Origin of the sequence: Streptococcus salivarius, from assembly GCF_009738225.1 — a bacterium.
In the GTDB taxonomy this organism is placed as follows: domain Bacteria; phylum Bacillota; class Bacilli; order Lactobacillales; family Streptococcaceae; genus Streptococcus.
Genome location: NZ_CP018187.1, coordinates 533,959 through 557,750, shown reverse-complemented (window position 1 = coordinate 557,750; position 23,792 = coordinate 533,959). Strand labels below are relative to the sequence as shown.

The window sequence follows — 23,792 nt, the reverse complement described above, 5'->3', positions numbered from 1 at the left end:
TCGCCCTATATCGTGCTATAATAAAAAGGCTGAAAATTTTTAAACGAGGAAACAAATGAATACAAACGATTTTGATTTTGAACTACCAGAGGAACTGATTGCCCAAACCCCATTGGAACAACGTGATGCTTCTAAACTCTTGGTCATTGATCCTGTAACCAAGGAAATGACTGATACCCACTTCGACCATATCATCGACCAGCTTAACCCTGGCGATGCCTTGGTCATGAACAATACGCGCGTGCTTCCTGCCCGCCTCTACGGTGAAAAGCCTGATACCCACGGCCATGTGGAATTTCTCCTTTTGAAAAATACCCAAGGCGATCAATGGGAAGTTTTGGCTAAGCCAGCCAAACGCCTTAAAGTAGGTGCTAAAGTCAGTTTTGGGGATGGACGCTTGACTGCCACTGTCACTGAGGAACTAGATCACGGTGGCCGTATCGTAGAATTTAGCTACGACGGTATCTTCCTTGAAGTTTTGGAAAGCTTGGGCGAGATGCCATTGCCACCTTATATCCATGAAAAATTGGAAGACCGCGACCGTTACCAAACAGTCTATGCTAAGGAAAATGGCTCTGCCGCTGCTCCAACAGCTGGTCTCCATTTCACTCCTGAATTACTTCAAAAGATTGAAGCTAAAGGCGTAAAATTGGTCTACCTCACCCTTCACGTTGGACTGGGAACCTTCCGACCTGTTTCTGTCGATAATGTCGACGAACATGAGATGCACTCAGAATTTTACACCCTCAGCCAAGACGCTGCCGATACTCTCAATAGCGTCAAAGCCGCTGGAGGACGCATCATTGCAGTGGGAACAACCTCTATCCGAACACTAGAAACAATCGGCAATAAATACGATGGTCAACTCCAAGCCGACTCAGGCTGGACCAATATCTTTATCAAACCAGGCTACCAATTCACAGTAGTAGACGCCTTCTCAACCAACTTCCACCTTCCAAAATCAACTCTGGTCATGTTGGTTTCAGCCTTTGCTGGTCGTGAATTCGTCCTTGATGCCTATAAACACGCCGTCCAAGAACGCTACCGCTTCTTCAGTTTCGGAGATGCCATGTTCGTCACACGACCTGCTGAGAAATAAATATTAATTTTGAGACTTCTCTCACTGGGGAAGTCTCTTTTATTGCTCGTTAAAATCAGCAAAAATCCATCAGTTCATAACTGGTGGATTATTTTATTTATTTCTCTGCAAACTGGCTATTATACAAATCGTAATAGAAGCCTTTATCTGCAAGAAGGGATTCATGGTTCCCTTGTTCGATGATTTGACCATCTTTAAGGACCAAAATCTTGTCTGCTTCTTGGATAGTTGATAAACGGTGAGCGATGACAAAGCTTGTTCGACCCTGCATGAGAGTCTTCATAGCCTTTTGAATCAAGAGTTCCAAACGGGTATCAACTGATGAGGTTGCCTCGTCCAAAATCAAAATTTTCGGATCAGCCAAAAGCGCACGCGCAATGGTCAAAAGTTGCTTTTGTCCCAGTGAAATGTTACTTGATTCCTGGTTCATTTCCATGTTGTAACCGCCAGGTAGCGTACGGATAAAGTGGTCCACATTGGCAGCCTTAGCGGCTTCAACAATTTCTTCGTCAGTTGCCTCAAGATTACCAAAGCGAAGATTTTCCTTGATAGTTCCTTCAAAGAGCCAAGCATCCTGAAGTACCATACCAAACTGTTTACGATAATCCTGACGTGATAAGTTACGAATATCATGACCATCAACCGAGATAGAACCTGCAGTCACATCATAGAAACGCATGAGAAGATTGATAATCGTTGATTTTCCGGCACCAGTTGGGCCGACAATAGCGACCATTTCGCCAGGATTGACTTCAAGATTAAAGTCACGAATCAAAGGTTTATCAGCCACATACTGGAAGTCTACATGCTTAAAGCTAACCCGACCGGTCAAATCTCCTTCAAGCACTTCAGTAGCATCATTAGCCTCGTCTGGTTCATCCATCAGTTGGAAAATACGGTCCAAAGAAGACTTAGCACTCTGCAATTGTCCAGCTAACTGAGTCAAGTTCTGAATAGGTTGATTAATCTGCCAAACGTACTGAACAAAGGCCTGCATATTACCAATCGTCAAGCGACCAGCCAAAACTTGCAAACCACCTAGAACAGCGACAATTAGATAGGTCAAGTCAGATAAACCATTAAGTACAGGCATCATGAGGCCTGAAATGAAATTGGCCTTAAAACCTACCTTCTGAAGGTCTTCCGTAATCTCTTTAAAGTCGTCTAAAGATTTATCCTCACGGCCAAAAAGTTTAAGCACATTGAAACCAGTCAGATTTTCCTGAACAAAACCGTTAAGAGTACCTAGGGCATCAGCCTGCTGCTTAAAGTAAGGTTGAGACTTACTCATAATGAAGCGAGCGCCAAAGTAAGTAATGGGAATAGTGACGACAACTATAGCTCCCAATTGAAGATTAAGGTAAAGCACTGTCCCAATAACCAAGGCTAGAGTAAAGACGGCATTGACAACCTGCAAGAAGGACTGCTGCAAGGCATTCGAAACTGTCTCAACGTCACTCGTAAAGCGACCCAAAAGGTCTCCAAATTGATGCTTATCAAAGTATGACACTGAGGTACGATTGATTTTCTCAGTCATCTCATTTCGCATATCCTGAACCGTTGCTTGCACAGCATTGGTCATGAAATAGTTAGAATAGTAGACAGCCAACTCATAAATGAGACCACGCAAGAGGTAAAAGACCAAAACTAACCCAACGTAGGGCACGTTGATATGAGCCCCTTCTACCCCCTTAATGATGTTCAGTGTATTTTTAGTCAACTCGGTAATGGCTAAACCAATGACCACAGGTTCGAGAACACTCATAATGACACTAACAATTTTCAGGAAAATAGCTAGGTAAAGTGGGAAACGATAAACCTGCAAGTATGACCAAAGACGGCCAAAACTTGAGGAATGATTTGTTTTCTTTTTATTATTCTTCATTTTGACCCCCTTCTAGTCTTCCGTAAGACTCTTTTGATTCAATTGTGAATTAGCAATTTCACGGTAAATGTCATTGCTTTCCATAAGCTCTTCATGACGGCCACGACCAACGATTTCACCTTCATCCAAAACAATGATTTGATCAGCATCCATGATAGTTCCCACACGTTGGGCTACAATCAGGACTGTCGCATCTTGAGTCACTTCTTTTAGACGACGGCGCAAGGTCGCATCAGTCTTGTAGTCCAAGGCAGAGAAGGAATCATCAAAGATATAGAGATCAGGACGTTTAACCACCGCACGTGCAATTGACAAACGCTGCTTCTGTCCCCCAGAAAGGTTGCTGCCACCCTCAGCCAAGTGAGAATCATAGCGTTCTTCCTTACTTTCGATAAATTCCTTGGCTTGAGCCACATCAGTAGCTTGATTCAATTCTTCATGACTGGCATTTTCCTTACCATAACGGATATTTTCACCGATAGTCCCTGTAAAGAGTAGGGCTTTTTGTGGAATAAAGCCAATCTTACGACGAAGAGCCTTAAGATTGTAGTCACGAACATCTACACCATCAACAAGAATGCGTCCAAGTGTGACATCATAAAAGCGTGGAATCAACTGTACAAGTGATGATTTTCCTGAACCCGTAGACCCAATAAAGGCAATGGTTTCACCAGGTTTTGCCTTGAAAGAAATATTGTGTAGGACAGGACTCTCCGTCTCACCAGGATAGGCGAAGGTCACATTATCAAATTCCAAATATCCCTTAGTTTCAGTCTCTGTCACCCCATCTTCATTTGGATTGATAGAAATAGGCATGTCCATAATTTCCTGCAGACGTTCACTAGATACTGCCGTACGAGGATACATGGTAAAGAGATTAGCTAAGAAGAGGAAGGACAATAGTGCATGGAAACTGTACTCAATAAAGGCAACCAAGTCCCCAATTGCCAAAGTTCCAGAACCTAATGGCTCTAGGGCAAACCAAACAATAGCCACAATCATGGCAATGATGATTTGCACAAAAAGTGGCTCGGTCAAACCAGTCAATTTAAAAAGTTTGTTTGAATTATCCGCATAGACAGCATTTTCAGAAGCGAACTTCTTCTCTTGAAAATCTTCTCTAGCGAAAGCACGAATGACACGAAGTCCAGTCAGATTTTCACGAGCATACTGGTTAATCTTGTCGAGAGTTGCCTGTTGCTTTTCAGAAAGCGGACGCGTTTTTACCGCCACATACCAGACTACTACGGCTAGGAAAGGCAAGGAGATGGCCACAATCCAAGCCAAAGATGGACTTGTCGTCAAAATCAAAAAGACACTGGAAACCATCATCAAAGGAGTGATAACACCTAGCTTAAGAACCTGATCCGCAAACTGCATAAGCACAAAAGCATCTGATGTAATACGAGTCACCAAAGAGGATACCCCTATCTGCTCATACTCGTGGTGGGAATACTCCTGAAGCTTAGCATAAATGTCATTACGCATGACTTGCACCATAGTAGTGGTCAATTTACCAACCGCATAGGACAGAAGTATACGACCAACAATCCCAGTCAAAACTACACCAAACATGACCCAAGCATAAGCGTAAAGCTTATCAACATCACCACGGTTTATTCCCTCATCAATCATTCTGGCAAGAACCGTCGGCAGACCCAGGTTAGCAATAACAAATAAAATGGCCGCCGTAAAATTCATCGCCAGCCACTTAGGATAACGCCTGAGATAATACCAAATATAAGCCATAAATTTCTCCTTTTCTTTTTAGCATTTACCATGCCTTTAGAGCTTTTCTAGTTATGTACAACTGCTAGAGACTTAAAAAGCACAGAAAAAGGGCGTGACAAGCACGCACATTACCTACATTCTAACAAATGAAAATATTAAAAGCAATAGAAAAACCAGAGCTTATGCCCTGGTTTTCTTTTTTAAGCGACTTGAGTCGTTACCTTATTATTTCTTTAGAATAACTCTGCTGGATAATAAACTTTAATCCGCTTTAAAAATTCTTGTGCCACAAGAGAAAGATAGCGACTTTCCTTCCAGACTAATATCATCTCAGAGTAGAGAGAAGGCTCCATAGGGACAAAAGTTACCTCAGCATTGATTCTGTTTTTGACAGCTCCCTCAATACAGACTAGAGCCCCGATTTCATGTTCCACCAGAGGAATTGCATTGAAAGCCAGATTACTACTACCGATAACCACCATGTTATCTTGATGACCTCTAGCCCAAGGAATCAAAAAATCCTTGATTTCCTTTCGGTTTGGGAAAATCACTGGGATGTTTTCCATATCTGTGACAGTCACTCTTGGAAATTTGGCCAGATGGGAATGGCTACCTACCAAGACTCCCCATCGCTCCTTCACAGGCAAAAAATGACTTTGATACCAATCTACATTAACTGGGGTTAAAAGTATACCGAAATCCAAAATCCCTTTATCCAACTTATCCTGAATATCATCACTTGTTCCACTATAAAGCTGAAAATTCACATGCGGATAATCGATAAGCAAATCCTCAATTATTCCACCCAACAACTGGCTACTCTCAGATTCAATGCAACCGATAGCTTTCTGTCCAGAAAATAGAGCCTGTCTGCGACGCTCAAATTCCTCCTCGGTCTGCATACTTAACTCTAGGATATCCACTGCTCTATCCTTGAGGAAATGTCCAGCTTCTGTGAGAATCATTTGTTTATGTTCACGGATAAAAAGAGGTTCACCAAGTTCCTGCTATAAATCTTTTAACTGACGACTGAGTGTCGGCTGAGTAATCATCAGCTTCTCAGCTGCCTTGGAGATACTCCCCTCCTCAGCAATAGTAATAAAATAACGAAGCACTCTTAACTCCATGCCATCCTCCTAATTTTCCTCATAAGATTTAAACGGTTGATTCTTCTCAGGATACCGGTCTGGTGTAATGGCGAGTCCCATTTGCTCTTTTTCGTGATATAACTCTTTCATAAGCGACCACATCATCAACACTAGTACTATGGAAAATGGAAAAGCGACAATAATGAGCGTGTTTTGTAAAGCTGTCAATCCACCAGAAAACATGAGTGCAATAGCAATCAAGGCCAGCATGACACCCCAAACCACCTTTTTACGATTACTTGGATTTAGATTGCCATCTTCAGACAACATGGCCAAAACATAGGTGGCAGAATCCGCCGAGGTCACAAAGAAGGTTAAAACTAAAATAATTGCCAGGAGTGAAAGGACACTTCCCAGAGGATATTCATTAAAAGAGGCAAAAAGAATTTCTTCTGTGGCAAAACGTATCAAATCAACCCCCGAATCTTGTAGTGAAGTAGATAAGGTACCAAAAGCAGAAAACCAGATAAAACTAAGGACTGTTGGTGCCAAAAGCACTACTGTCAAAAATTCGCGAATAGTCCGACCTTTTGAGATACGGGCAATAAAGACGCCCACAAAAGGTGACCAGGAAATCCACCATGCCCAGTAAAAAATGGTCCATTGGTTAATCCAAGCCCGCTTGGTCTCATCAAAAGCCGCCGCCCGAAAACTCATACGGAAGAAGTTTTGAAAATAAAGGCCGATAGAGTCTGTCATGGTGTCAAATATCTTAACCGTTGGCCCCAAAACTATGACTCCAGCAAGCAAGACAATAGCTAAAATCAAGTTTGTATTAGATAGGATTTTAACACCCTTTCCTAAACCTGATAAGGCAGAAATAATAAAAAGAATTGTCGCAATGATGATAATGATGACTTGCACAAGACTATTATTAGGAATACCAAAGACATAGGAGAGACCACCATTGATTTGTGAGGCACCAAAGCCGAGCGTTGTCGCTACCCCAATCACTGTCGCAATAATGGTGATGGTATCGATAATGGTTGCTATTGGTCCGTCCGCATATTTTCCAAAAAGAGGCTTAAAGACGACTGAGAGCTGATATTTCTCCCGTTTACGAAAGCCAAAATAAGCCAAAGACAATCCCACCAGGGCATAGACCGCCCAAGCATGAAATCCCCAGTGAAAAAAAGTAAAACGAAAAGCATCTGCGAGAGCATCCGCACTGCCTATTTCTGCATTGGGCGTCGAGATAGCAAAGTGACTCAAAGGCTCTGCTGCCCCATAAAAGACCAGACCAATCCCCATTCCAGCAGAAAACATCATGGCAATCCATGACGTCGTCGAATGCTCTGGCCGACTCGTGGGATTACCCAAGCGAATCTGCCCTATCGGACTTACAATTAAAAAGACACAAAAAATTAAAATCCCCGTAACCAATAACAAGTAAAACCAGCCAACACTAGTTGTTAAGAGATTTTTTAAGTAAGAACTAATATTTTGAAACTGCTGGGGAACAAAGAGCCCTAACAAGACTAAAATAAATATGATGACGAGTGAAAGCTGAAAAACTTTCGTTCTTTTAGAATGCTTCACCATTTTACCTCCTTATGTGTTCTTAGTTATAAAAAGTTTTTGAGAAAACTTAAAATTCTATATGGTTTCATTATAACACGATTGTTTAATTTATACATATAACAACCGAATACATCCAACATATTCGCACCGTATTCTTCAAATATTTGACTAATCTTTTGAGAAAGAGATCCCTTTTTCTTTTGCAATATTCTTGATTTTAGCTTTGAAACTATTAGCATTTGAAAATTTCACGACAAGACCTCCACATATGATTGTAGTTTTTCGGTTACTTTAAATAGTTGTGCATAGTGATACAACTTGGCATAATCAACAGCTCCTTTTTTAAAGTAAGCTTGAAAAGCTGGAGCAATAACTTGAATATCGACATGATAAGCTGTTCTCAAACACACCACTAATGTTCGTTCCATATCATATACTGAGATAAACTGTCCAGCCTGTCGCTCCAGTCTAATAATACCGATTTCATGATACTTTCTAGCGACAATTGGCTTGACACCAGCCTCTTTCATTGGCCTCGTATTTGTCCCGAAAGGAAAAGTCATCACAGGCTCAAATGGAATGGTAAGGGACAGACCATGTAACCAAAGTGCTGTTTCTAAGGAATAAATTCCTTTTGGAAAACGGTACTGTAAACTAAAATAGTCATCGATATAGGTATCTGGCAGATGATAGATACCTTTTTCAATTGATTCCACTTTCCCTTTTGAGACTAATTGATTCAGTTATTGATAAGAAAAGTTAAGCTCTTCCATATCACGAAAAGTTATTACTCCATGATTATTTTTAATATAATTATAAACGGGTTTCTCTAACAAATCCATATCACCACCTCCAAAACAATATGCTAACAAATCAAGTCATTGTTAGCATATCCTTTTTTATTTCGTCGTATACGCAAAACTCAAGTTACTATCCACTCCAGATAATTTACGGAAGGTATGATTTGGATTGCCATTGTAATTGGTTTCGGAGATAAGGAATGAGCCATTTGGGTAGAGTTTTTCGATGAAAGCCACATGTCCGTATTCTGCTGGTGTGCCATGTCCTCCTCCCGCAAAGGAAATAATAGCTCCTGCTTGTGGACTTGTCCCTGTCTCCCCACCGAGACTTGCGGCTGTTCGTACCCAATCTTGGCCATTGCCCATGGTACTGATAATTGGAATCTTCTCACCGTTTTTTCCTTTGAGTTTTAGACCCAGTTGGTTAATACGGGCTGTGACTCCCCAAGTACATTGGCCGTAAGCGTAACCCATACCATCACCACCTCCTGGAATAGAGTTTTCAAAAAGGTCTCCTCGTACAGCTTCAAGTGCTTTTAGATCACTTTGTGCTGTCCCGCCGTTGGGTTGACTAAAGTCTTTTTCAATTTGGTAATACCACTCACTGGCTCGTGTCTGACGTTCAAGTAGTTTATCACCACTATTTCCTTCCCAGTAAATGAGAAAGAGTTGGGCGATATTTTGCAAGATTGGTACTAGACTCATATTCCAAGAGCTAACTGTTGAGGTTTGTTCGGCGAAGTCTGGGATTTCTCCGACATTAGCAAACTCATCCAGATAGCTTCTAACATGGATAGGCAGTTGCCCTTTAAAGTCCACATCAGCCTGTCTGGTCAAAGTGGAGAAAACCATAGAGAAAAATAAAGCAGATAGAAAACGAAAGGTAGTATCATTATCTGGAATAACAAGATAGACCATAGTCTTCTGAGTGCCCCACGTTTTCAAGTCCATAGAGTCTTTTTGCGTCAAATCAATCACCGATTGGATATTAAAAAGGGTAAACTTCGCTGTTGTGACCGCAATCACCAAATCCAACGTCTTATCCTTATAGTATTGAAAATCTGCCCAGTTTCTCATGGTAAAGTTCTCGTGACCGTATTTTTTAGCGTAATCTTTAAACAAGACTTTTGGGAGTTTATAATAACGCTCTGATGTCTGAAATTGATTAGCAGTAATACGTTTCATGATTATCCCTCCAAGACTAAAATTCCAAAATTCCCGAATTCATCAAATCAGATTAAACCTGTTTGTTCCATTTCATTTACCAGTTGAGTTGCTTTTAGATTATCAACTCCCATGATGGTCATGATATGGCTCTTCACGATTTGACGTGATGACTGTTCTTCCTTTTGCATAATTACCTCCGAAACGCAAAAGTCAAAACCACCCGTGAGAACGGGTGGCTTGCTCTTCGGCTGAAAGCCTCTGCTACCGGCCGAGGCCTAAAGGCCTACCGAATGGTTTCCCTTCAGCACCACCTTTGCTAGCTGACCCGTCTAGCGGGTCTCTTTAAGATTACTTTCTTTTATTCTTCTCACCTGTAAACGGATCGTACTCCTCAAATAGACTTAGCTGATCTGCTATCACGTCTTCTTGTAATTGATTACGAATATATTCTTCAATTCGTTTCTGATTTCGTCCAACCGTATCAACATAAAACCCTCGACACCAAAATTTGCGATTCCCATATTTATACTTTAAATTAGCGTGTCGATCAAATATCATTAAGCTACTTTTGCCCTTTAAATATCCCATAAATGAAGAAATACTTAGTTTCGGTGGTATACTCACCAACATGTGAATATGATCTGGGCAAGCTTCTGCTTCATGTATTTCAACACCTTTTCTTTCACATAATAATCGTAAGATTTGACCTATACTTGCTTTGTATTTCCCATAGATTATCTGACGTCTATATTTCGGTGCGAAAACAATATGATACTTACAATTCCATGTAGTATGTGCTAAACTATTATTATCCTGTCTCATCAGGGGTCCTCCTTTTGTATATTAGTTAGTGGTCGGGAAACCTTATCTAATATAACACTTTAGGGGGACTTTTTTGATATACCGCTATACCTCTTTTGGGCTAAGAAGTTAAGTAATTCTGTGGTAAACTGAACCATAGGAATAAATCTCTTTCTAGTAAGGTATTGCAACTCTAATATAACGTATTTATTCCTTTTTAAGTTTACATAACTTATTTTACACTACCTAAACAAAACGTTTATTACGATAAAACATCGAAAAACTATTTAATCTGATGATAAAAAAATAACCTCAAGTACAGTTTACATGTACATGGAGGTTAGTGCACCTTTTCGATATTAAAAAAATAATCTAGATAATCACTAATTTCATTAGAGGTATTCGCTAATGACTTTTTGATATCAATGACACCTAATAGTTCGAGATGTTCATTAAATATTTTGTTATAATCAATATTCGCTGTCAATAAAATAATTTGTGCATAAACGTTACTCCTCCTAATTTTTTTAACTTTTTTCCATAATTACAATTCTTTGTAAATGTGATAAAATAAAGAGTGTTAGTTGCTGTAGTAATCCTTATAGAATTAAAATGATTGTTAACTTTAACTTTTAACTTATATTTTTTAATATACTTTTTAACAGTTATCAACAACCAAAAGTGCCTCACAATATTGAACATACTTCACCTCCAATTCCTATTTTTATTATAGCTTGGTTATACCATTTAATTTGTCATATATCATAAACGGTTCATTTTTTGTCATTTTCAGTAAAAGTATACCGATATAATAGTTTCTAGAACTGTTACGATATACCGGTTTTACTATCATTACTTAAAAGTTTCCATACTTATATGTGTACTGCATGTTAGGGAAAATTATCTGTATTTGCAAAGAAACATGGATTTTTATTTAGACGTCCTAAAAAAACAAAACAAATATATTTTCATACTGGAAAAAGACTTCAATGTCTTTTACTACAGTACTAAATATTTTATCGAATGGAGAGTACACTAATTGTTAAATATTTTTATTTTAGAAGACGAATTTTTACAACAAACACGAATAGAGACTGTTATTAAGGATGTTATTGCAAAAAAATCTCTAAAATGTAAAGGACCTGAGATTTTTGGAAAACCTAGCCAGTTACTTGATGCGATTACCGAAAGAGGTTCTCATCAACTTTTCTTTTTAGATATTGAAATTAAAGGAGAAGAAAAAAAGGGGCTAGACATTGCAAAAGAAATTCGGAAAAAAGACCCTAATGCAACAATTGTTTTTGTAACAACACATTCAGAATTTATGCCAGTCACTTTTAAATATAGAGTTGCTGCACTAGATTTTATTGATAAAGCTTTGGATGATGAAAAGTTTTATGAACGTGTTCATTTAGCAATTGAATATACCATGGATAAAATGGGTGCCACTATTGCCCAAGATTCTTTTACTTTTGAAACAGCTACGGCTCACGTTCAAGTTCCTTTTAACAATATCTTATTTTTTGAAACATCTCCAACAATACATAAAGTTATTTTGCATACTAAAGAAGAACGCATGGAGTTCTACGCCAGTATTTCAGAAGTTGAACGAGCTGATGACCGCCTATTTCGATGCCATCGTTCATTTATCGTTAATCCTGAAAATATCGTTAAGATCAATAAAGAAGAGAAAATGGTAATGTTTGAAAATAATAATGAATGTCCCATTTCGCGTACGAAATATAAGGGCCTCCTAGAAAAAGTTAAATCTCTGAAAAGCTAAGGTGTTTCTATGGATATAGTTATAAATTTATTGCTGTTCTATTCTAAGATATTAGTAGCATTGTTACTGTTTCAACAGGTTAGTAACCAACCAATCAAACCTTTGTGGTGTATTATTGGTCCATTTTTGTATGTTCTACTCCTCATCATATGTCCTCCTGTTGGGTACTTTGCTTTCTTTTTTATCTTTATTGCTTATAATATATATCAAAATAAGTATGGTAGTAAAACACTTGATATTTTTTATGGCTTGTACCCCGTTATCGTTGAAAGCTTGCTAGGTAGAATGTTAGCATTCTACGTTTTCCCTCTACTAGGAGTCTCTGTCTTCAATGAAGTCAAACTAAGTTGGTATGATATCTTAATTCAATTACTGGTTTTCCCTCTCCATTTACTCATAGTAAAATCTCTTAGGTTAGATTTTGACGAAATAAAAGAAGGTTTCAAGCGTTACTATTTCAAGTATTTATTATTACTGATCAACATCTCTATGTTTGTATATATGCTCTTAGTTTCTTTACTTGTTATTTATAGAGACAAATTAGCTGATGCAGATAACTGGAGAGGACATATTAATAACTTTTATATTGTTCTGTTTTTTGTAATGCTACTCTATCTCAATGCAATTTCAAAAGAAAAACTAGAGAAGGAAATAATTGATCAAAAAGATACTCAACTAAATGAACTAGCTATCTATAGTCATCATGTTGAATCACTTTATGAGGAAATTAGAAGTTTCCGTCATGACTACATTAATATTTTGACCAGTCTAAAATTAGGAATTGATAATCAAGATATTGAAGCTATTAAAACTGTATACAATGGCGTACTTAGAGATAGTGGAACCCAATTCTATGATAGTAAGTTTGATATTGCTAAACTTAGTAATATTAAGAATGATGCTATCAAAAGTATTCTTTCCGCTAAATTACTTGAGGCACAAAATAGGGGAATTTCAATTTCTGTTGAGATTGAAGAACCTGTTAGTAATTTTAGGATAGAATTACTAGATTTCATAACTGTTCTTTCTGTCCTTTGTGATAATGCCATTGAAGCCACCATTAAAGCCACAAGTCCTAGAATGACTGTTGTTTTCATAAATAATGATGATTCATTGGTACTTATCGTTGAAAATAGTATAAAATCAGAAAAAGTGGATGTTAGTCATATTTTTGCTAGGGGGTACTCTAGTAAAGGGAAAGGAAGAGGTCTTGGGTTACATAATGTAAATAGCATATTGGAAAAATACCCTAAATCTACGATTACCACTCGTAGTGCAAATCATCTCTTTTCTCAAACCATAAGATTTTGTAAGTAAGTCTCGACTTTTAATTTTAACCTCTTTAATCGACTTAGGTTTTGCATTTGAATAGTCTGTTTCTAGTATTTTTTGCTACATAGCTTAATAATTTTTGGGACCACTAGAATAGCTAGTGGTTTTCGTAAGACCAAAATAAGACAGTAACTTCAGAATAGTTACTGTCTTTTTTATTTCATGTTTTTCTTAAAGCCTTGATAGACTTGAAAAGTGGTTTATAAAGACTTCTTAATCATTTATCAATGCCCTACATCTGAATATGAAATATAATAACGTTGCCCATCTTTGACAAAACTATACCAGTTTCCATCAGGTAAAATTTCATATTTATCCCAATCAACATCACCTGCAGGCATTTTAGAAACAACCTCACTGTCTTTATCTGGTGCAGCATATACAGGGGTTTCCTCATCAAGTGTCAATGTTCCAGAAGTAGCTGTCCAAGCACCTCGACCACCTTCAACTCCTCCAACTTGAGAAGCTGGTGTTGTTGCTTCAGCCACTTGCCCACCATCTGTGGTACCTGCTTGAGCTTGTTCTTGAGAAGAAGCTTTAGGTACTACTGCTGAAGCCTGGTTGTCATTTTCTTTACTTGAAACTGCTGAAGATGATGATTGAGCTGCTTTCTTATCCTTCTTAACAGCTTTACTTGAGCTTGAAGATGATTTCTTAACCGTCCTGACTGAGCTACTACTTGAGCTAACACGCGCCGACTCATGACTGTTAAACTTAGTCACTAAGAAGATAGCGAGGATAACTACAATAAGAGCTGATAGGATACCAATGAGTTTAGTTGTTGTTTTCATGATTGACGTTCCTTTTCTTATGATTTACAAGATTAGTATAATATAAAGACAACTAAAGTTTCATTGAAGTCATAAACTGTAGTTTTTTCGTCATAAAAGGACAACATCTTCTATTTTTAGTGTCTGTTTAAAACGATAGTCTTTATAATATTATTCGTCATGATACAGAATTAAATGAAAAACTTGCACAATACGAACGAGATTACTTAGAGGGTGAAAGGCGTGATCCACCCCCTACTTTGCTATTTGGATATGATGGTAAAACAGATAATGAATCAGATTTTCGTTGTGAAGAATTGACTATTGAAAATGAAAATTTATAAAAAGGTTAGTTCTCGTATTTTTCTACGACTAATATCAAACATAATATATTTAGAAAAATTGAAAATAAGGAGATAATAAATGATGAATCATGTCAATTCCCAAATAAAAAATAGGAGAAGAAATACAGTTATTGCAAGAGGAAAAATCATAAATATAGAACATAATGAGGATTACTCTTACTTAAAATTATTTATTCGAAATGGCGCTGGAGTAAGACATACTTACTTAACATTTAGATATGATCCAAAATATTTTATATTAGTAAAAACCAATATGTGATAATTACAGCTCATATTAAAAACAAACAAAATCAGTCTAAAATAGAAAAACAAAAAAACTGCCAAAGAATTTTTGGCAGGATTTTTGGCAGGAAACCAAATCAATTTATCAGTTTCTATCAATCGCTTATCGCAATAAAAAACCAGAGCTGATGCCCTGGTTTTCTTTTTTAAGCGACTTGAGTCGTTACCTTATTATTTAAGAGTAACTGAAGCTCCTGCTTCTTCAAGTTTAGCTTTGATTTCTTCAGCTTCAGCTGCAGCAACACCTTCTTTAATAACTGATGGTGCACCGTCAACGATAGCTTTAGCTTCTTTAAGACCTTCGCCTGTGATTTCACGTACAACTTTGATAACGCCAACTTTTTTGTCGCCTGCAGATGTCAATTCAACGTCGAATGAATCTTTAGCAGCACCAGCGTCAGCAGCACCAGCTGCAGCAGCAGCTACAGGAGCAGCAGCAGTTACGCCAAACTCTTCTTCGATAGCTTTTACAAGGTCGTTCAATTCAAGGATTGAAGCTTCTTTAATTTCAGCAATAATGTTTTCAATGTTCAATGCCATTGTGATTTCCTCCAAATGTGTTTTTTAATATAGTGTTTTAAACGTAGCTTAGGCTACGAGTTGTGAAGATGGGCTTATGCAGCACCGTCTTCTTTGCTTTCTGCAACCGCTTTGACAGCGTATGCAACGTTGCGCACTGGCGCTTGAAGTACAGAAAGGAGCATAGAAAGCATACCTTCTTTGTTTGGAAGTGATGCAAGAGCGTTGATTTCTTCGACTGAAGTGAACGCGCCGTCAACAACACCACCTTTGATTTCAAGAGCTTCTGCGTCTTTAGCAAATTCGCTAATAACTTTTGCTGGTGCGATAACATCTTCGTTTGAGAATGCTACTGCAGATGGACCAACAAAAAGTTCTTTAAGGTCTTCAAGACCTGCTTCTTCAGCTGCACGGCTCAAGATAGAGTTTTTGATAACTTTAAATTCAACGCCTGATTCACGAAGATTACGACGAAGAACTGTATCTTGGTCAACTGTAAGTCCACGAGAGTCAACAACAACGATAGATGCTGCTGCTTTCATTTTCTCAGCGACGATAGCAACCTGTTCAGCTTTCTTAGCAATAATAGCTTCACTCATTAGTAGTTTTACCTCCGTTTTTATTTTTGGGCTAGGCACAAAAAAAACGTACCTAAACCTAGACACGAAAGTACAATACGTTACAAAAAAATAGTTACGTTTTGTGCCTCGGTTGGATGTTTACGAGTCTAGCTCCCCAACTGTCTTAGGTCAGTTTTTTCAAACCTCATATATAATACCATGACCTATATCAGACGTCAAGAAAAAAATACAACTTTTTTTGATTTTTTCTCTATCTTTTTTTGAACACCATAAAACCTCTTAAAATCCAAAGATTTCAAGAGGTCATTTCTAATCATATCTAAGAGCTTCGATAGGGTCGAGTTTTGAAGCCTTATTAGCCGGCAGGAGGCCAAAAATGATTCCTACGCTTGCTGAGAAGGCTATGCTTCCCATGGCTACGCCAAGAGAGACCGTTGCTTTAAGATCCATTGCACTCCCAATTGGTCCAACTACAAGGGCCGCAAAACCTAGACCAATCAAACCACCCAGGATGGTAAGGACCATCGATTCAATTAAAAACTGAGTCAAGATTTTACGACGTGTGGCGCCTAAAGCTTTACGAAGGCCAATCTCTCGTGTCCGCTCAGTTACCGAAACCAGCATGATATTCATAACACCAATCCCACCAACTAATAATGAAATCCCAGCAATGGCACCAACAACAGTGGTTATGGTTCCAAAGATCGTGTTGACCTGATCTAAGGCTGAACTCATATCTGCCGCCTTGTACTCTCCATTGTCATCTTGGGACAACTGGGTCAAGCGTTTAGCAGCATCCTTAGCAACGCTACTACTATTTTTCACATCGGTCACATGGAAAAAAATTTGACCAATAGCGTCAGTGTTATTTTCAGCCGCTAGCTGGGTATTGGCCACAAGAGCTGTTCCAATTTCGCCGTAGGCACCGATTGCTGTGTCTTTATTCTTATAAACACCAATCACACGATAATCATTGTTCCCAATAGTAACCACTTGGTTAAGGGCATCCTCATTCGTCTCAAAGAGTTTTTTAGCCACCATCTGATCAATGACAATAACTCGTGAAAAGTTTTTATAATCATTGTCTTGCAAGGAACGTCCTGTCAACATTTCTAACTTTTTGGCTTTAAAGTAGCCCTGACTGGCACCTGTGATATTAACATTCTTCACGGTCTTTTTTTGGAGGGAGATCGAGGAAGTTAGGCTGTTGGTCACAAAATAACTATCGATACCTGGCGTCTGCTTAGCCACTTGCTCTAACCAAACTTCTTTAACCGGTTTGGTAGGTTGTGCCAAATCTGCATAAGCAGGATCTAGCTCCTCACCCTTGGCTTCATAGTAGACTTGAACTGTATCCTTGTCACCAGTCACACTATCGGTAACACTCTGACGCATTCCATTTCCTAGCCCCATGATAAGTACTACCGCGGCAACACCAATGATGATTCCCAACATGGTCAGGAAGGACCTCATCTTGTGTGAACGAATAGAACTAAGAGCAAATTTCCAATTTTCCATTCTTACCTCCTAGTCAATCCGAACGCTATCAGTTGTATCCTGGGTAATCTCCCCATCACGGATGACAATCTTACGTCGGGCATAGTCTGCAATCTCTGGCTCATGGGTAACCATGATGATAGTCTTTCCTTCACGATTCAGCTGGGTTAAGAGCTCCATAATCTGCATCCCCGTCTTGGTATCAAGAGCACCCGTAGGCTCGTCCGCCAAAATGATTGCTGGGTCATTAGATAGGGCACGCGCAATAGCCACCCTCTGCTTTTGTCCACCAGACAGCTCCGATGGTAGGTGATGGCTACGGTCTGACAAGCCAACTTTTTCCAAGAATTGTTGTGCCCTTTGCTTACGTTCACGTGGAGATTTCCCTGCATAAATCAAGGGAAGCTCTACATTCTTTTGGGCACTTAACTTTGGCAAGAGAAAAAATTGTTGAAAGATAAAGCCAATCTGGTCATTTCGCACCTTGGCTAATCGATTTTCGGAGAGGTCATCCACATCTTCCCCCTCAAGTTGATAGGAACCTGTAGTCGGTTGATCAAGGAGTCCGATAATATTCATGAGGGTTGATTTCCCTGAACCAGAAGGACCCATGATAGCCACAAAGTCACCTTCTTCAACCGATAAATCAATACCCTTGAGTACCTGCAAGGACTCTTGACCATTTTTGAAAGACTTGGTGATGCCTTTTAAAACCATAAGAGCTGGCTTAGTCACTAGACTTCACCTCTTCTCCACTAGTGTCTTTTGATTTTTTGCTATCAGCATCCGTCACATCCTTTAAGGTCTCGCCATCCTTAAAGGATTTTTCGGCCTTGGTGATGACCTTTTGACCCTCTTTAAGTCCTGATGCAATTTCTTGTTGCTTGCCATCTGCATTACCAAGTTTGACCTTAACTTGCTTGATTTTCTGAGTCTCGTCATCGTAAACCCAGACATAGTTGTCAGAGCCTTTCTTGCTCACAGCAGTTACTGGAACTAACAAGGCATCATCATCCTTTGTCACTTCAAGAGATACATTAAAACCTTGCTTAAGTTTGCCGATAGGACTGGTCAACTGAACCTTATATTCATACTGGGAACCTGACTGACCTGAATTGCCAGATGTCCCCGTTGACTGACTGGCATTTTGCTTAGGATAATTGGAAACGTAGCTGACTTTACCTGTCCAAGTTTGATCTGGGTAGACTTTAGAAGTAATCTTAACCTTCTGACCTACTGAAATATTTGGAATGTCATATTCTGTTAAGGTCCCTTGAATCTCAAATTGGCCTTCACTTGTCACATGAACTAGGGTTTGGCTCTCTTTTGAAGCAGGGTCCACAGAGTCCGCGACTTCTACGACTGTCCCATTAGCATCTGAAACAATGACTGTTTGGTTGAGAACATCTTGTGCCTTTTCTAGCTCTGATGCTGCATTGGCAATGGCATCATTATAATCTTGCAAGGTTTGGTAATTACTTGCCTCGGTTTGCTGACGCTGCTGAGGGCTAACGATAGTTGTCGAATCATCCTCATCCGAATCACTACTTGTTTGTGCTGAAGCCGCAGGAGCCGTCCCATACTGTTGGAAATAATTACGGTCACGAACTGCCTTATTGTAGGCACGACTAGCCGTATCATAAGCCGCTTGGGCTGAGGTGCTATCGTATTGGACCAGTTGCTGACCGACGCTAACTTCCTCACCAACAGAGACTGTCACAGTGGCATTGCGTCCAATGGTATTGTCAAAATAAACATACTGTTCCGACTGAGCCTTCACCATGCCAGTCAGAAGGGTCGACGAGGCTAGCTGCCCCTTAGTTACCTTACTTGCTGTAGGGGACTCAGAAGCCTTATCATTCTTGCCACCACCTGCAAAAAGGTTAAAGCCTAGGACCAAAAGGACAAGGAAGCCAATTCCTCCAATGATCCAAACTCTTTTTTTATTTTTAAATAACTTTGGACTGATTTTCTTTCGCATAAATCTCTCTTTTCTATTTGTACTACATGGATAAAACAATTGTAATACTTTTAATTTCCACTGTCAATGACCCTCTCTTACATCCATGACACCATAATGCAACTTTTGATTGGGCCGAACCTGGCGTTCAAAACCAAGTTCTTCAAAAACGGTATCTCGAAAATGTGCCTTGATGATAATTTTTTCCCGTGCAACACGTTTAGATTCTTTTAGCCATTCTTCTGTCAGACGGCTACCATTGGCCAGAGGCTTGATAGCCTCTAGATTTTCCGATTCCTTGATGATTTCTGAAAACATAGGATCGGCATAGATGATATCAAAGGAATTGTCAGCTTTAGCTTTCAAAAAAGACAAGCTATCGCTCTTAATAGCTTTAATAGAACGCATGGCTTTTTCAAGCTGCTTATCATCCGTCTGATAAGAGGCAAGACCACGAGAAACCACCTGAAAAATCACATCTTGACTCTCAAGGGCAGTCACCTGATTTCCCACTGCTGCCATCACTAAGCTATCAGAAGCCAAACCCATGGTCGTGTCAAGAATAGATTTGGGAGACTTACCTAAAAGACTGACTAAAGCGTCATGGGGGGCCTTAATCCTGAGAGCAGCCGTATCTGGATGGAAGGTCAACTCACTAGCATCCGAATTGACAAAAGACAATCTGTCTTTATATAGAAGATAAAAGGGGCCAAATCGTTCCAGACATTTGGATAAAGACAACTTGCGTCGCGGCTGATAGTCAGCTCCTAGTTCGCTAGCTAATTCTTGGGCACGCGCAATCAAGGTCTCATTTTCACGTAAAGATGTCGTAATAATCATGTTTCTAGTATAGCAGAATCTTAGGAAACAAAACCATCGTCTTAGCTTTCATTTTTAACTTGTTAGCTTACATTTGTGTAAGAAAAAGCCCCAGCAAGGCTGAGACTCAGAACATAATTAAACTATTTTTAAATATGAAATAGATTTTGCGAACCTAGTCAGCTTAGACCGAGACTTTTGGCAGTGATGAAAACGTCTGAAACTAATCGTTTCAGACGTTCGGAAGTTTTGAGACTTTCGGCTCAAAACTTAGTCATGGAACTTCGAAGAAGATCGCTGACGTCCGCCATCACCCAAGAAAAGTCTCAAAAGAAAACTGTGTCTTCAATAAAAAAAGTCCCAGCAATGCTGAGACTCTGTTTTAAAATTAGATAGCTTCTGTTGTAAAGCTACGGCTTTCAAGCACACGCACCATAGCATCTGCTGTATCAAGGGCTGTGAAGAGTGGAATTCCTGCTTCAATAGCTGAACTACGGATAGCTGCTCCATCCTCGTCATAAGTACGTTTGTTACCAACCGTATTGATAATAGCTTGCGCTTTACCTGTACGAACAAGGGCTGGAATGTCATTGTCGTCATTTTCACCTAATTTGTTAACAAGCGTTGCGTGAACTCCATGTTCATTCAAGAACTTAGCTGTTCCTTCAGTGGCGTAGATACCGTAACCGATAGCATCGAAACGACGAGCCAAATCAAGGGCTTCTTCTTTCGTATCATCATGAATAGTAAAGATGACATTACCAAAGGTTGGCAAGTGGAGGTAAGATGCTTCAAAGGCTTTATAGAGCGCTTTTTCAAGAGTCGCATCTGTACCCATAACTTCACCAGTTGATTTCATTTCAGGTCCAAGGAGGCTATCTACCTTAGCCAATTTTGTGAATGAGAAGACTGGTGCTTTGACATGGACATGGCTACTTTCTGGATAAAGACCATCTTTGTAACCTTGCTCAGCCAATGATTTACCAAGAATCAAGTTTGTAGCAACTTGAGCCATTGGGATATCAGTCACCTTAGACAAGAATGGTACTGTACGGCTGGCACGTGGGTTAACCTCGATAACATAGACCGTTTCGTCCTTAATAACGAACTGGATGTTCATCATACCGATACAGTTAAGACCGATAGCCAAACGTTTCGTGTAATCAACGATAGTCTCTTGGATTTTCTTAGAAAGAGTTTGTGGTGGGTAAACCGCCATTGAGTCCCCTGAGTGAACCCCAGCACGTTCGATGTGTTCCATAATACCTGGAATCAAGACATCCTTACCATCAGAGATGGCATCCACTTCACACTCACGTCCAATGATATAGCTATCAACAAGGACTGGATGGTCCGGACTTGCCTTAACGGCTGTACGCATGTAAGAACGAAGGTCATCTTCATTTTCAACGATTTCCATGGCACGTCCACCCAAAACGTATGATGGACGAACAAGAACTGGGAAGCCAATCTTACGAGCTGCTTCAACCGCTTCTTCTTCATTTGTCGCTGTTTGTCCTGGTGGTTGTGGGATATCGAGGTCTTTAAGGGCTTGTTCAAAAAGGTCACGGTCTTCGGCACGGTCAAGGTCAGCAACCTGTGTTCCCAAGATTTTCACACCAGCTTTAGACAATGGCTCTGCCAAGTTGATGGCCGTTTGACCACCAAACTGAACCACGACACCCTTAGGTTGTTCCAATTCGATAACGTTCATCACGTCTTCGAAGGTCAATGGTTCGAAGTAAAGTTTATCTGATACTGAGAAGTCTGTTGAAACCGTCTCAGGGTTAGAGTTCATGATGATGGCTTCGTAACCTGCAGCCTGGATAGCTTTCACAGAGTGAACTGTCGCATAGTCGAACTCAACCCCTTGTCCGATACGGATAGGTCCTGAGCCAAGAACGATGACAGATTCTTTATCAGATTTGATTGATTCATTTTCCCACTCGTAAGTTGAGTAGAAATATGGTGTTGATGACTCGAACTCAGCCGCACAAGTATCAACCATCTTGTAAACAGGAACAATGTTATTTTCCAAACGTGTCGCACGAACTTGGTCAGCTGTTTGATTCCAAAGATCAGCAATCTTACGATCAGAGAAACCGTTACGTTTAGCTTCTTTCAAAACATCAACATCACCTACGTGAGTAGCCAATTCTTGTTCCAATTCAAAGATATGGAGCAATTTGTCGAGGAAGAAGATATCAATCTTAGTCAACTCTGACAATTCTTCAATAGTATAACCACGACGGATGGCTTCAGAAAGGTAGAAGAGACGGTCGTCTTGAGCTTTGACAATCTTTTCAACCAAGGCGTCGTCTGTGACGTCCGCAAGCTCAAGCATTTCATTGTGGTAAACACCGATTTCAAGTGAACGGCAGGCTTTAAGAAGTGACTCTTCGATGTTACGACCGATAGCCATAACTTCACCAGTTGCTTTCATTTGAGTACCAAGACGACGTTCCCCGTGTTCAAATTTATCAAATGGGAAACGCGGAATCTTAGCAACCACATAGTCAAGAGCTGGCTCAAACATAGCGTAAGTTGTACCAGTGACTGGGTTAATCATTTCATCAAGTGTCAAACCAACAGCAATCTTGGCTGCCAATTTGGCGATTGGGTAACCAGTTGCTTTTGAGGCAAGGGCTGATGAACGAGACACACGTGGGTTTACTTCGATAACATAGTACTTGAAGCTATTAGGGTCAAGAGCCAACTGTACGTTACAACCACCCTCAATTTTAAGGGCACGAATAATCTTCAAGCTGGCATCACGAAGCATTTGGTTTTCAATATCTGACAAGGTTTGCGTTGGGGCAAATACGATTGAGTCCCCTGTGTGGATACCAACTGGGTCAAAGTTTTCCATGTTACATACCACAAGAGCATTGTCTGCGGCATCACGCATAACTTCGTATTCGATTTCTTTGAAACCAGCGATAGAACGTTCAATCAAACATTGGGTTACTGGTGACAATTTCAATCCATTTTCAGCGATTTCACGAAGTTCTTCTTCGTTGGCACACATACCTCCACCAGTACCACCAAGGGTAAAGGCTGGACGAACGATAACTGGGTAGCCAATCTCTGACGCAAAGGCAACTGCTTCTTCAACCGTATTTACAATCTCTGATTCTGGAATTGGTTGTTCCAAATCTTCCATCAATTGTTTGAAGAGGTCACGGTCTTCGGCTTGGTCAATGGCAGACAATTTTGTTCCCAAAAGCTCTACTCCAAGCTCTTCAAGAATACCAGCTTTTGACAATTCCATTGCCATGTTCAAACCAGTCTGTCCACCAAGAGTTGGCAAGAGGGCATCAGGACGCTCTTTACGAAGAATACGTGTGACAAACTCAAGCGTAATTGGTTCAATGTAAACCTTGTCTGCGATTTCTTTATCAGTCATGATAGTCGCAGGGTTAGAGTTAACAAGAACAACACTGTAGCCTTCTTCTTTCAAGGCCAAGCAGGCTTGCGTACCAGCGTAGTCGAACTCAGCAGCCTGACCAATGATGATAGGACCAGACCCGATAACCATAATTTTTTTAATATCAGAACGTTTAGGCATAATTTATGATACAAAGCCCGTTAAGGACCCAGTGAAAATAGGAAACGTGACGACGACGCCTAAGTGTCTAGTCACCGTTTATCTTTTTCACACAGTCCTTAGGGCGTGTTCACTTCCGTGAACCTGTATCTTCTCCTTTCTATTTGACAACTCTCTGGTTGTCA

General features: G+C 39.9%; 20 protein-coding genes, 2 pseudogenes and 1 other annotated feature. Of the genes and pseudogenes, 4 read left to right on the top strand and 18 right to left on the bottom strand.

What is annotated here, in order from left to right; genetic code table 11:
• The first annotated feature begins 55 nt into the window (after positions 1-55).
• Positions 56-1,099: a tRNA preQ1(34) S-adenosylmethionine ribosyltransferase-isomerase QueA gene (gene queA, locus BSR19_RS02840; RefSeq protein ID WP_070476548.1), complete on the top strand. Its 1,044-nt coding sequence runs from the start codon at positions 56-58 to the stop codon at positions 1,097-1,099.
• Between the two features lie 97 nt (positions 1,100-1,196).
• On the opposite strand, the gene BSR19_RS02835 is transcribed toward queA, so the two are convergent.
• From BSR19_RS02835 to tnpA, 10 genes and pseudogenes are all read right to left on the bottom strand, one after another.
• On the bottom strand, positions 1,197-2,984 hold the full coding sequence (locus tag BSR19_RS02835; RefSeq protein ID WP_156246514.1) for an ABC transporter ATP-binding protein: 1,788 nt from the start codon (positions 2,982-2,984) through the stop codon (positions 1,197-1,199).
• A 12-nt stretch (positions 2,985-2,996) separates the two neighbouring features.
• Complete coding sequence (locus tag BSR19_RS02830) at positions 2,997-4,733, bottom strand: ABC transporter ATP-binding protein (protein WP_156246510.1); 1,737 nt, start codon at positions 4,731-4,733, stop codon at positions 2,997-2,999.
• 215 nt (positions 4,734-4,948) lie between these two features.
• Positions 4,949-5,680 carry a LysR family transcriptional regulator substrate-binding protein gene (locus BSR19_RS02825; RefSeq protein WP_156246506.1) on the bottom strand — a complete coding sequence of 244 codons (732 nt, stop codon included), beginning with the start codon at positions 5,678-5,680 and terminating at the stop codon, positions 4,949-4,951.
• Between the two features lie 42 nt (positions 5,681-5,722).
• Entirely contained in the window at positions 5,723-5,842 is a 120-nt protein-coding gene (locus BSR19_RS02820) for a LysR family transcriptional regulator (protein WP_156246504.1), read from the bottom strand.
• Positions 5,843-5,851: 9 nt separating this feature from the next.
• A complete protein-coding gene (locus BSR19_RS02815; RefSeq protein WP_156246503.1) occupies positions 5,852-7,405 on the bottom strand; it encodes a BCCT family transporter in 1,554 nt (517 codons plus the stop codon).
• Between the two features lie 165 nt (positions 7,406-7,570).
• Positions 7,571-7,636, bottom strand: a pseudogene (locus BSR19_RS11950) (nucleotidyl transferase AbiEii/AbiGii toxin family protein); the annotation flags it as partial.
• Positions 7,633-8,226, bottom strand: a pseudogene (locus tag BSR19_RS02805) (type IV toxin-antitoxin system AbiEi family antitoxin domain-containing protein). The pseudogenes BSR19_RS02805 and BSR19_RS11950, both read right to left, overlap by 4 nt.
• A 57-nt stretch (positions 8,227-8,283) precedes the next feature.
• On the bottom strand, positions 8,284-9,360 hold the full coding sequence (locus BSR19_RS11445; protein ID WP_414820571.1) for a CHAP domain-containing protein: 1,077 nt from the start codon (positions 9,358-9,360) through the stop codon (positions 8,284-8,286).
• 56 nt (positions 9,361-9,416) lie between these two features.
• Positions 9,417-9,539: a hypothetical protein gene (locus BSR19_RS11795; RefSeq protein ID WP_002269975.1), complete on the bottom strand. Its 123-nt coding sequence runs from the start codon at positions 9,537-9,539 to the stop codon at positions 9,417-9,419.
• Positions 9,540-9,699: 160 nt separating this feature from the next.
• Positions 9,700-10,173, bottom strand: coding sequence for an IS200/IS605 family transposase (gene tnpA / locus BSR19_RS02790; protein ID WP_002891962.1), 474 nt, complete (start codon positions 10,171-10,173; stop codon positions 9,700-9,702).
• A gap of 1,018 nt (positions 10,174-11,191) precedes the next feature.
• On the opposite strand from tnpA, the gene BSR19_RS02785 reads away from it, so the two are divergent.
• Both BSR19_RS02785 and BSR19_RS02780 read left to right on the top strand, forming a co-directional pair.
• Positions 11,192-11,935, top strand: coding sequence for a response regulator transcription factor (locus BSR19_RS02785; protein ID WP_156246501.1), 744 nt, complete (start codon positions 11,192-11,194; stop codon positions 11,933-11,935).
• 9 nt (positions 11,936-11,944) lie between these two features.
• Positions 11,945-13,252, top strand: a complete 1,308-nt coding sequence (locus BSR19_RS02780; RefSeq protein WP_156246499.1) for a sensor histidine kinase — start codon at positions 11,945-11,947, stop codon at positions 13,250-13,252.
• A gap of 239 nt (positions 13,253-13,491) precedes the next feature.
• On the opposite strand, the gene BSR19_RS02775 is transcribed toward BSR19_RS02780, so the two are convergent.
• Complete coding sequence (locus BSR19_RS02775) at positions 13,492-14,058, bottom strand: transcriptional regulator (protein WP_156246497.1); 567 nt, start codon at positions 14,056-14,058, stop codon at positions 13,492-13,494.
• A gap of 402 nt (positions 14,059-14,460) precedes the next feature.
• Between BSR19_RS02775 and BSR19_RS02770 the strand changes: the two genes are divergently transcribed.
• Positions 14,461-14,661 (top strand): hypothetical protein, encoded by a 201-nt coding sequence (locus BSR19_RS02770; RefSeq protein WP_156246495.1) that lies wholly within the window; start codon positions 14,461-14,463, stop codon positions 14,659-14,661.
• A 194-nt stretch (positions 14,662-14,855) separates the two neighbouring features.
• On the opposite strand, the gene rplL is transcribed toward BSR19_RS02770, so the two are convergent.
• From rplL to carB, 7 genes are all read right to left on the bottom strand, one after another.
• Positions 14,856-15,224, bottom strand: a complete 369-nt coding sequence (gene rplL, locus BSR19_RS02765) for a 50S ribosomal protein L7/L12 (protein WP_004183006.1) — start codon at positions 15,222-15,224, stop codon at positions 14,856-14,858.
• Positions 15,225-15,298: 74 nt separating this feature from the next.
• Positions 15,299-15,802, bottom strand: coding sequence for a 50S ribosomal protein L10 (gene rplJ, locus BSR19_RS02760; protein WP_003095623.1), 504 nt, complete (start codon positions 15,800-15,802; stop codon positions 15,299-15,301).
• Between the two features lie 31 nt (positions 15,803-15,833).
• Positions 15,834-15,970: a sequence feature (ribosomal protein L10 leader region), on the bottom strand.
• Positions 15,971-16,093: 123 nt separating this feature from the next.
• Positions 16,094-17,302, bottom strand: coding sequence for an ABC transporter permease (locus BSR19_RS02755; protein WP_156246493.1), 1,209 nt, complete (start codon positions 17,300-17,302; stop codon positions 16,094-16,096).
• 9 nt (positions 17,303-17,311) lie between these two features.
• Entirely contained in the window at positions 17,312-17,998 is a 687-nt protein-coding gene (locus tag BSR19_RS02750; protein ID WP_414820570.1) for an ABC transporter ATP-binding protein, read from the bottom strand.
• Positions 17,999-18,008: 10 nt separating this feature from the next.
• Positions 18,009-19,262, bottom strand: coding sequence for an efflux RND transporter periplasmic adaptor subunit (locus tag BSR19_RS02745; RefSeq protein ID WP_156246489.1), 1,254 nt, complete (start codon positions 19,260-19,262; stop codon positions 18,009-18,011).
• Positions 19,263-19,325: 63 nt separating this feature from the next.
• Positions 19,326-20,081, bottom strand: a complete 756-nt coding sequence (locus BSR19_RS02740; RefSeq protein WP_156246487.1) for a class I SAM-dependent methyltransferase — start codon at positions 20,079-20,081, stop codon at positions 19,326-19,328.
• 367 nt (positions 20,082-20,448) lie between these two features.
• Positions 20,449-23,628, bottom strand: a complete 3,180-nt coding sequence (gene carB / locus BSR19_RS02735; protein WP_156246485.1) for a carbamoyl-phosphate synthase large subunit — start codon at positions 23,626-23,628, stop codon at positions 20,449-20,451.
• Positions 23,629-23,792: the final 164 nt, after the last annotated feature.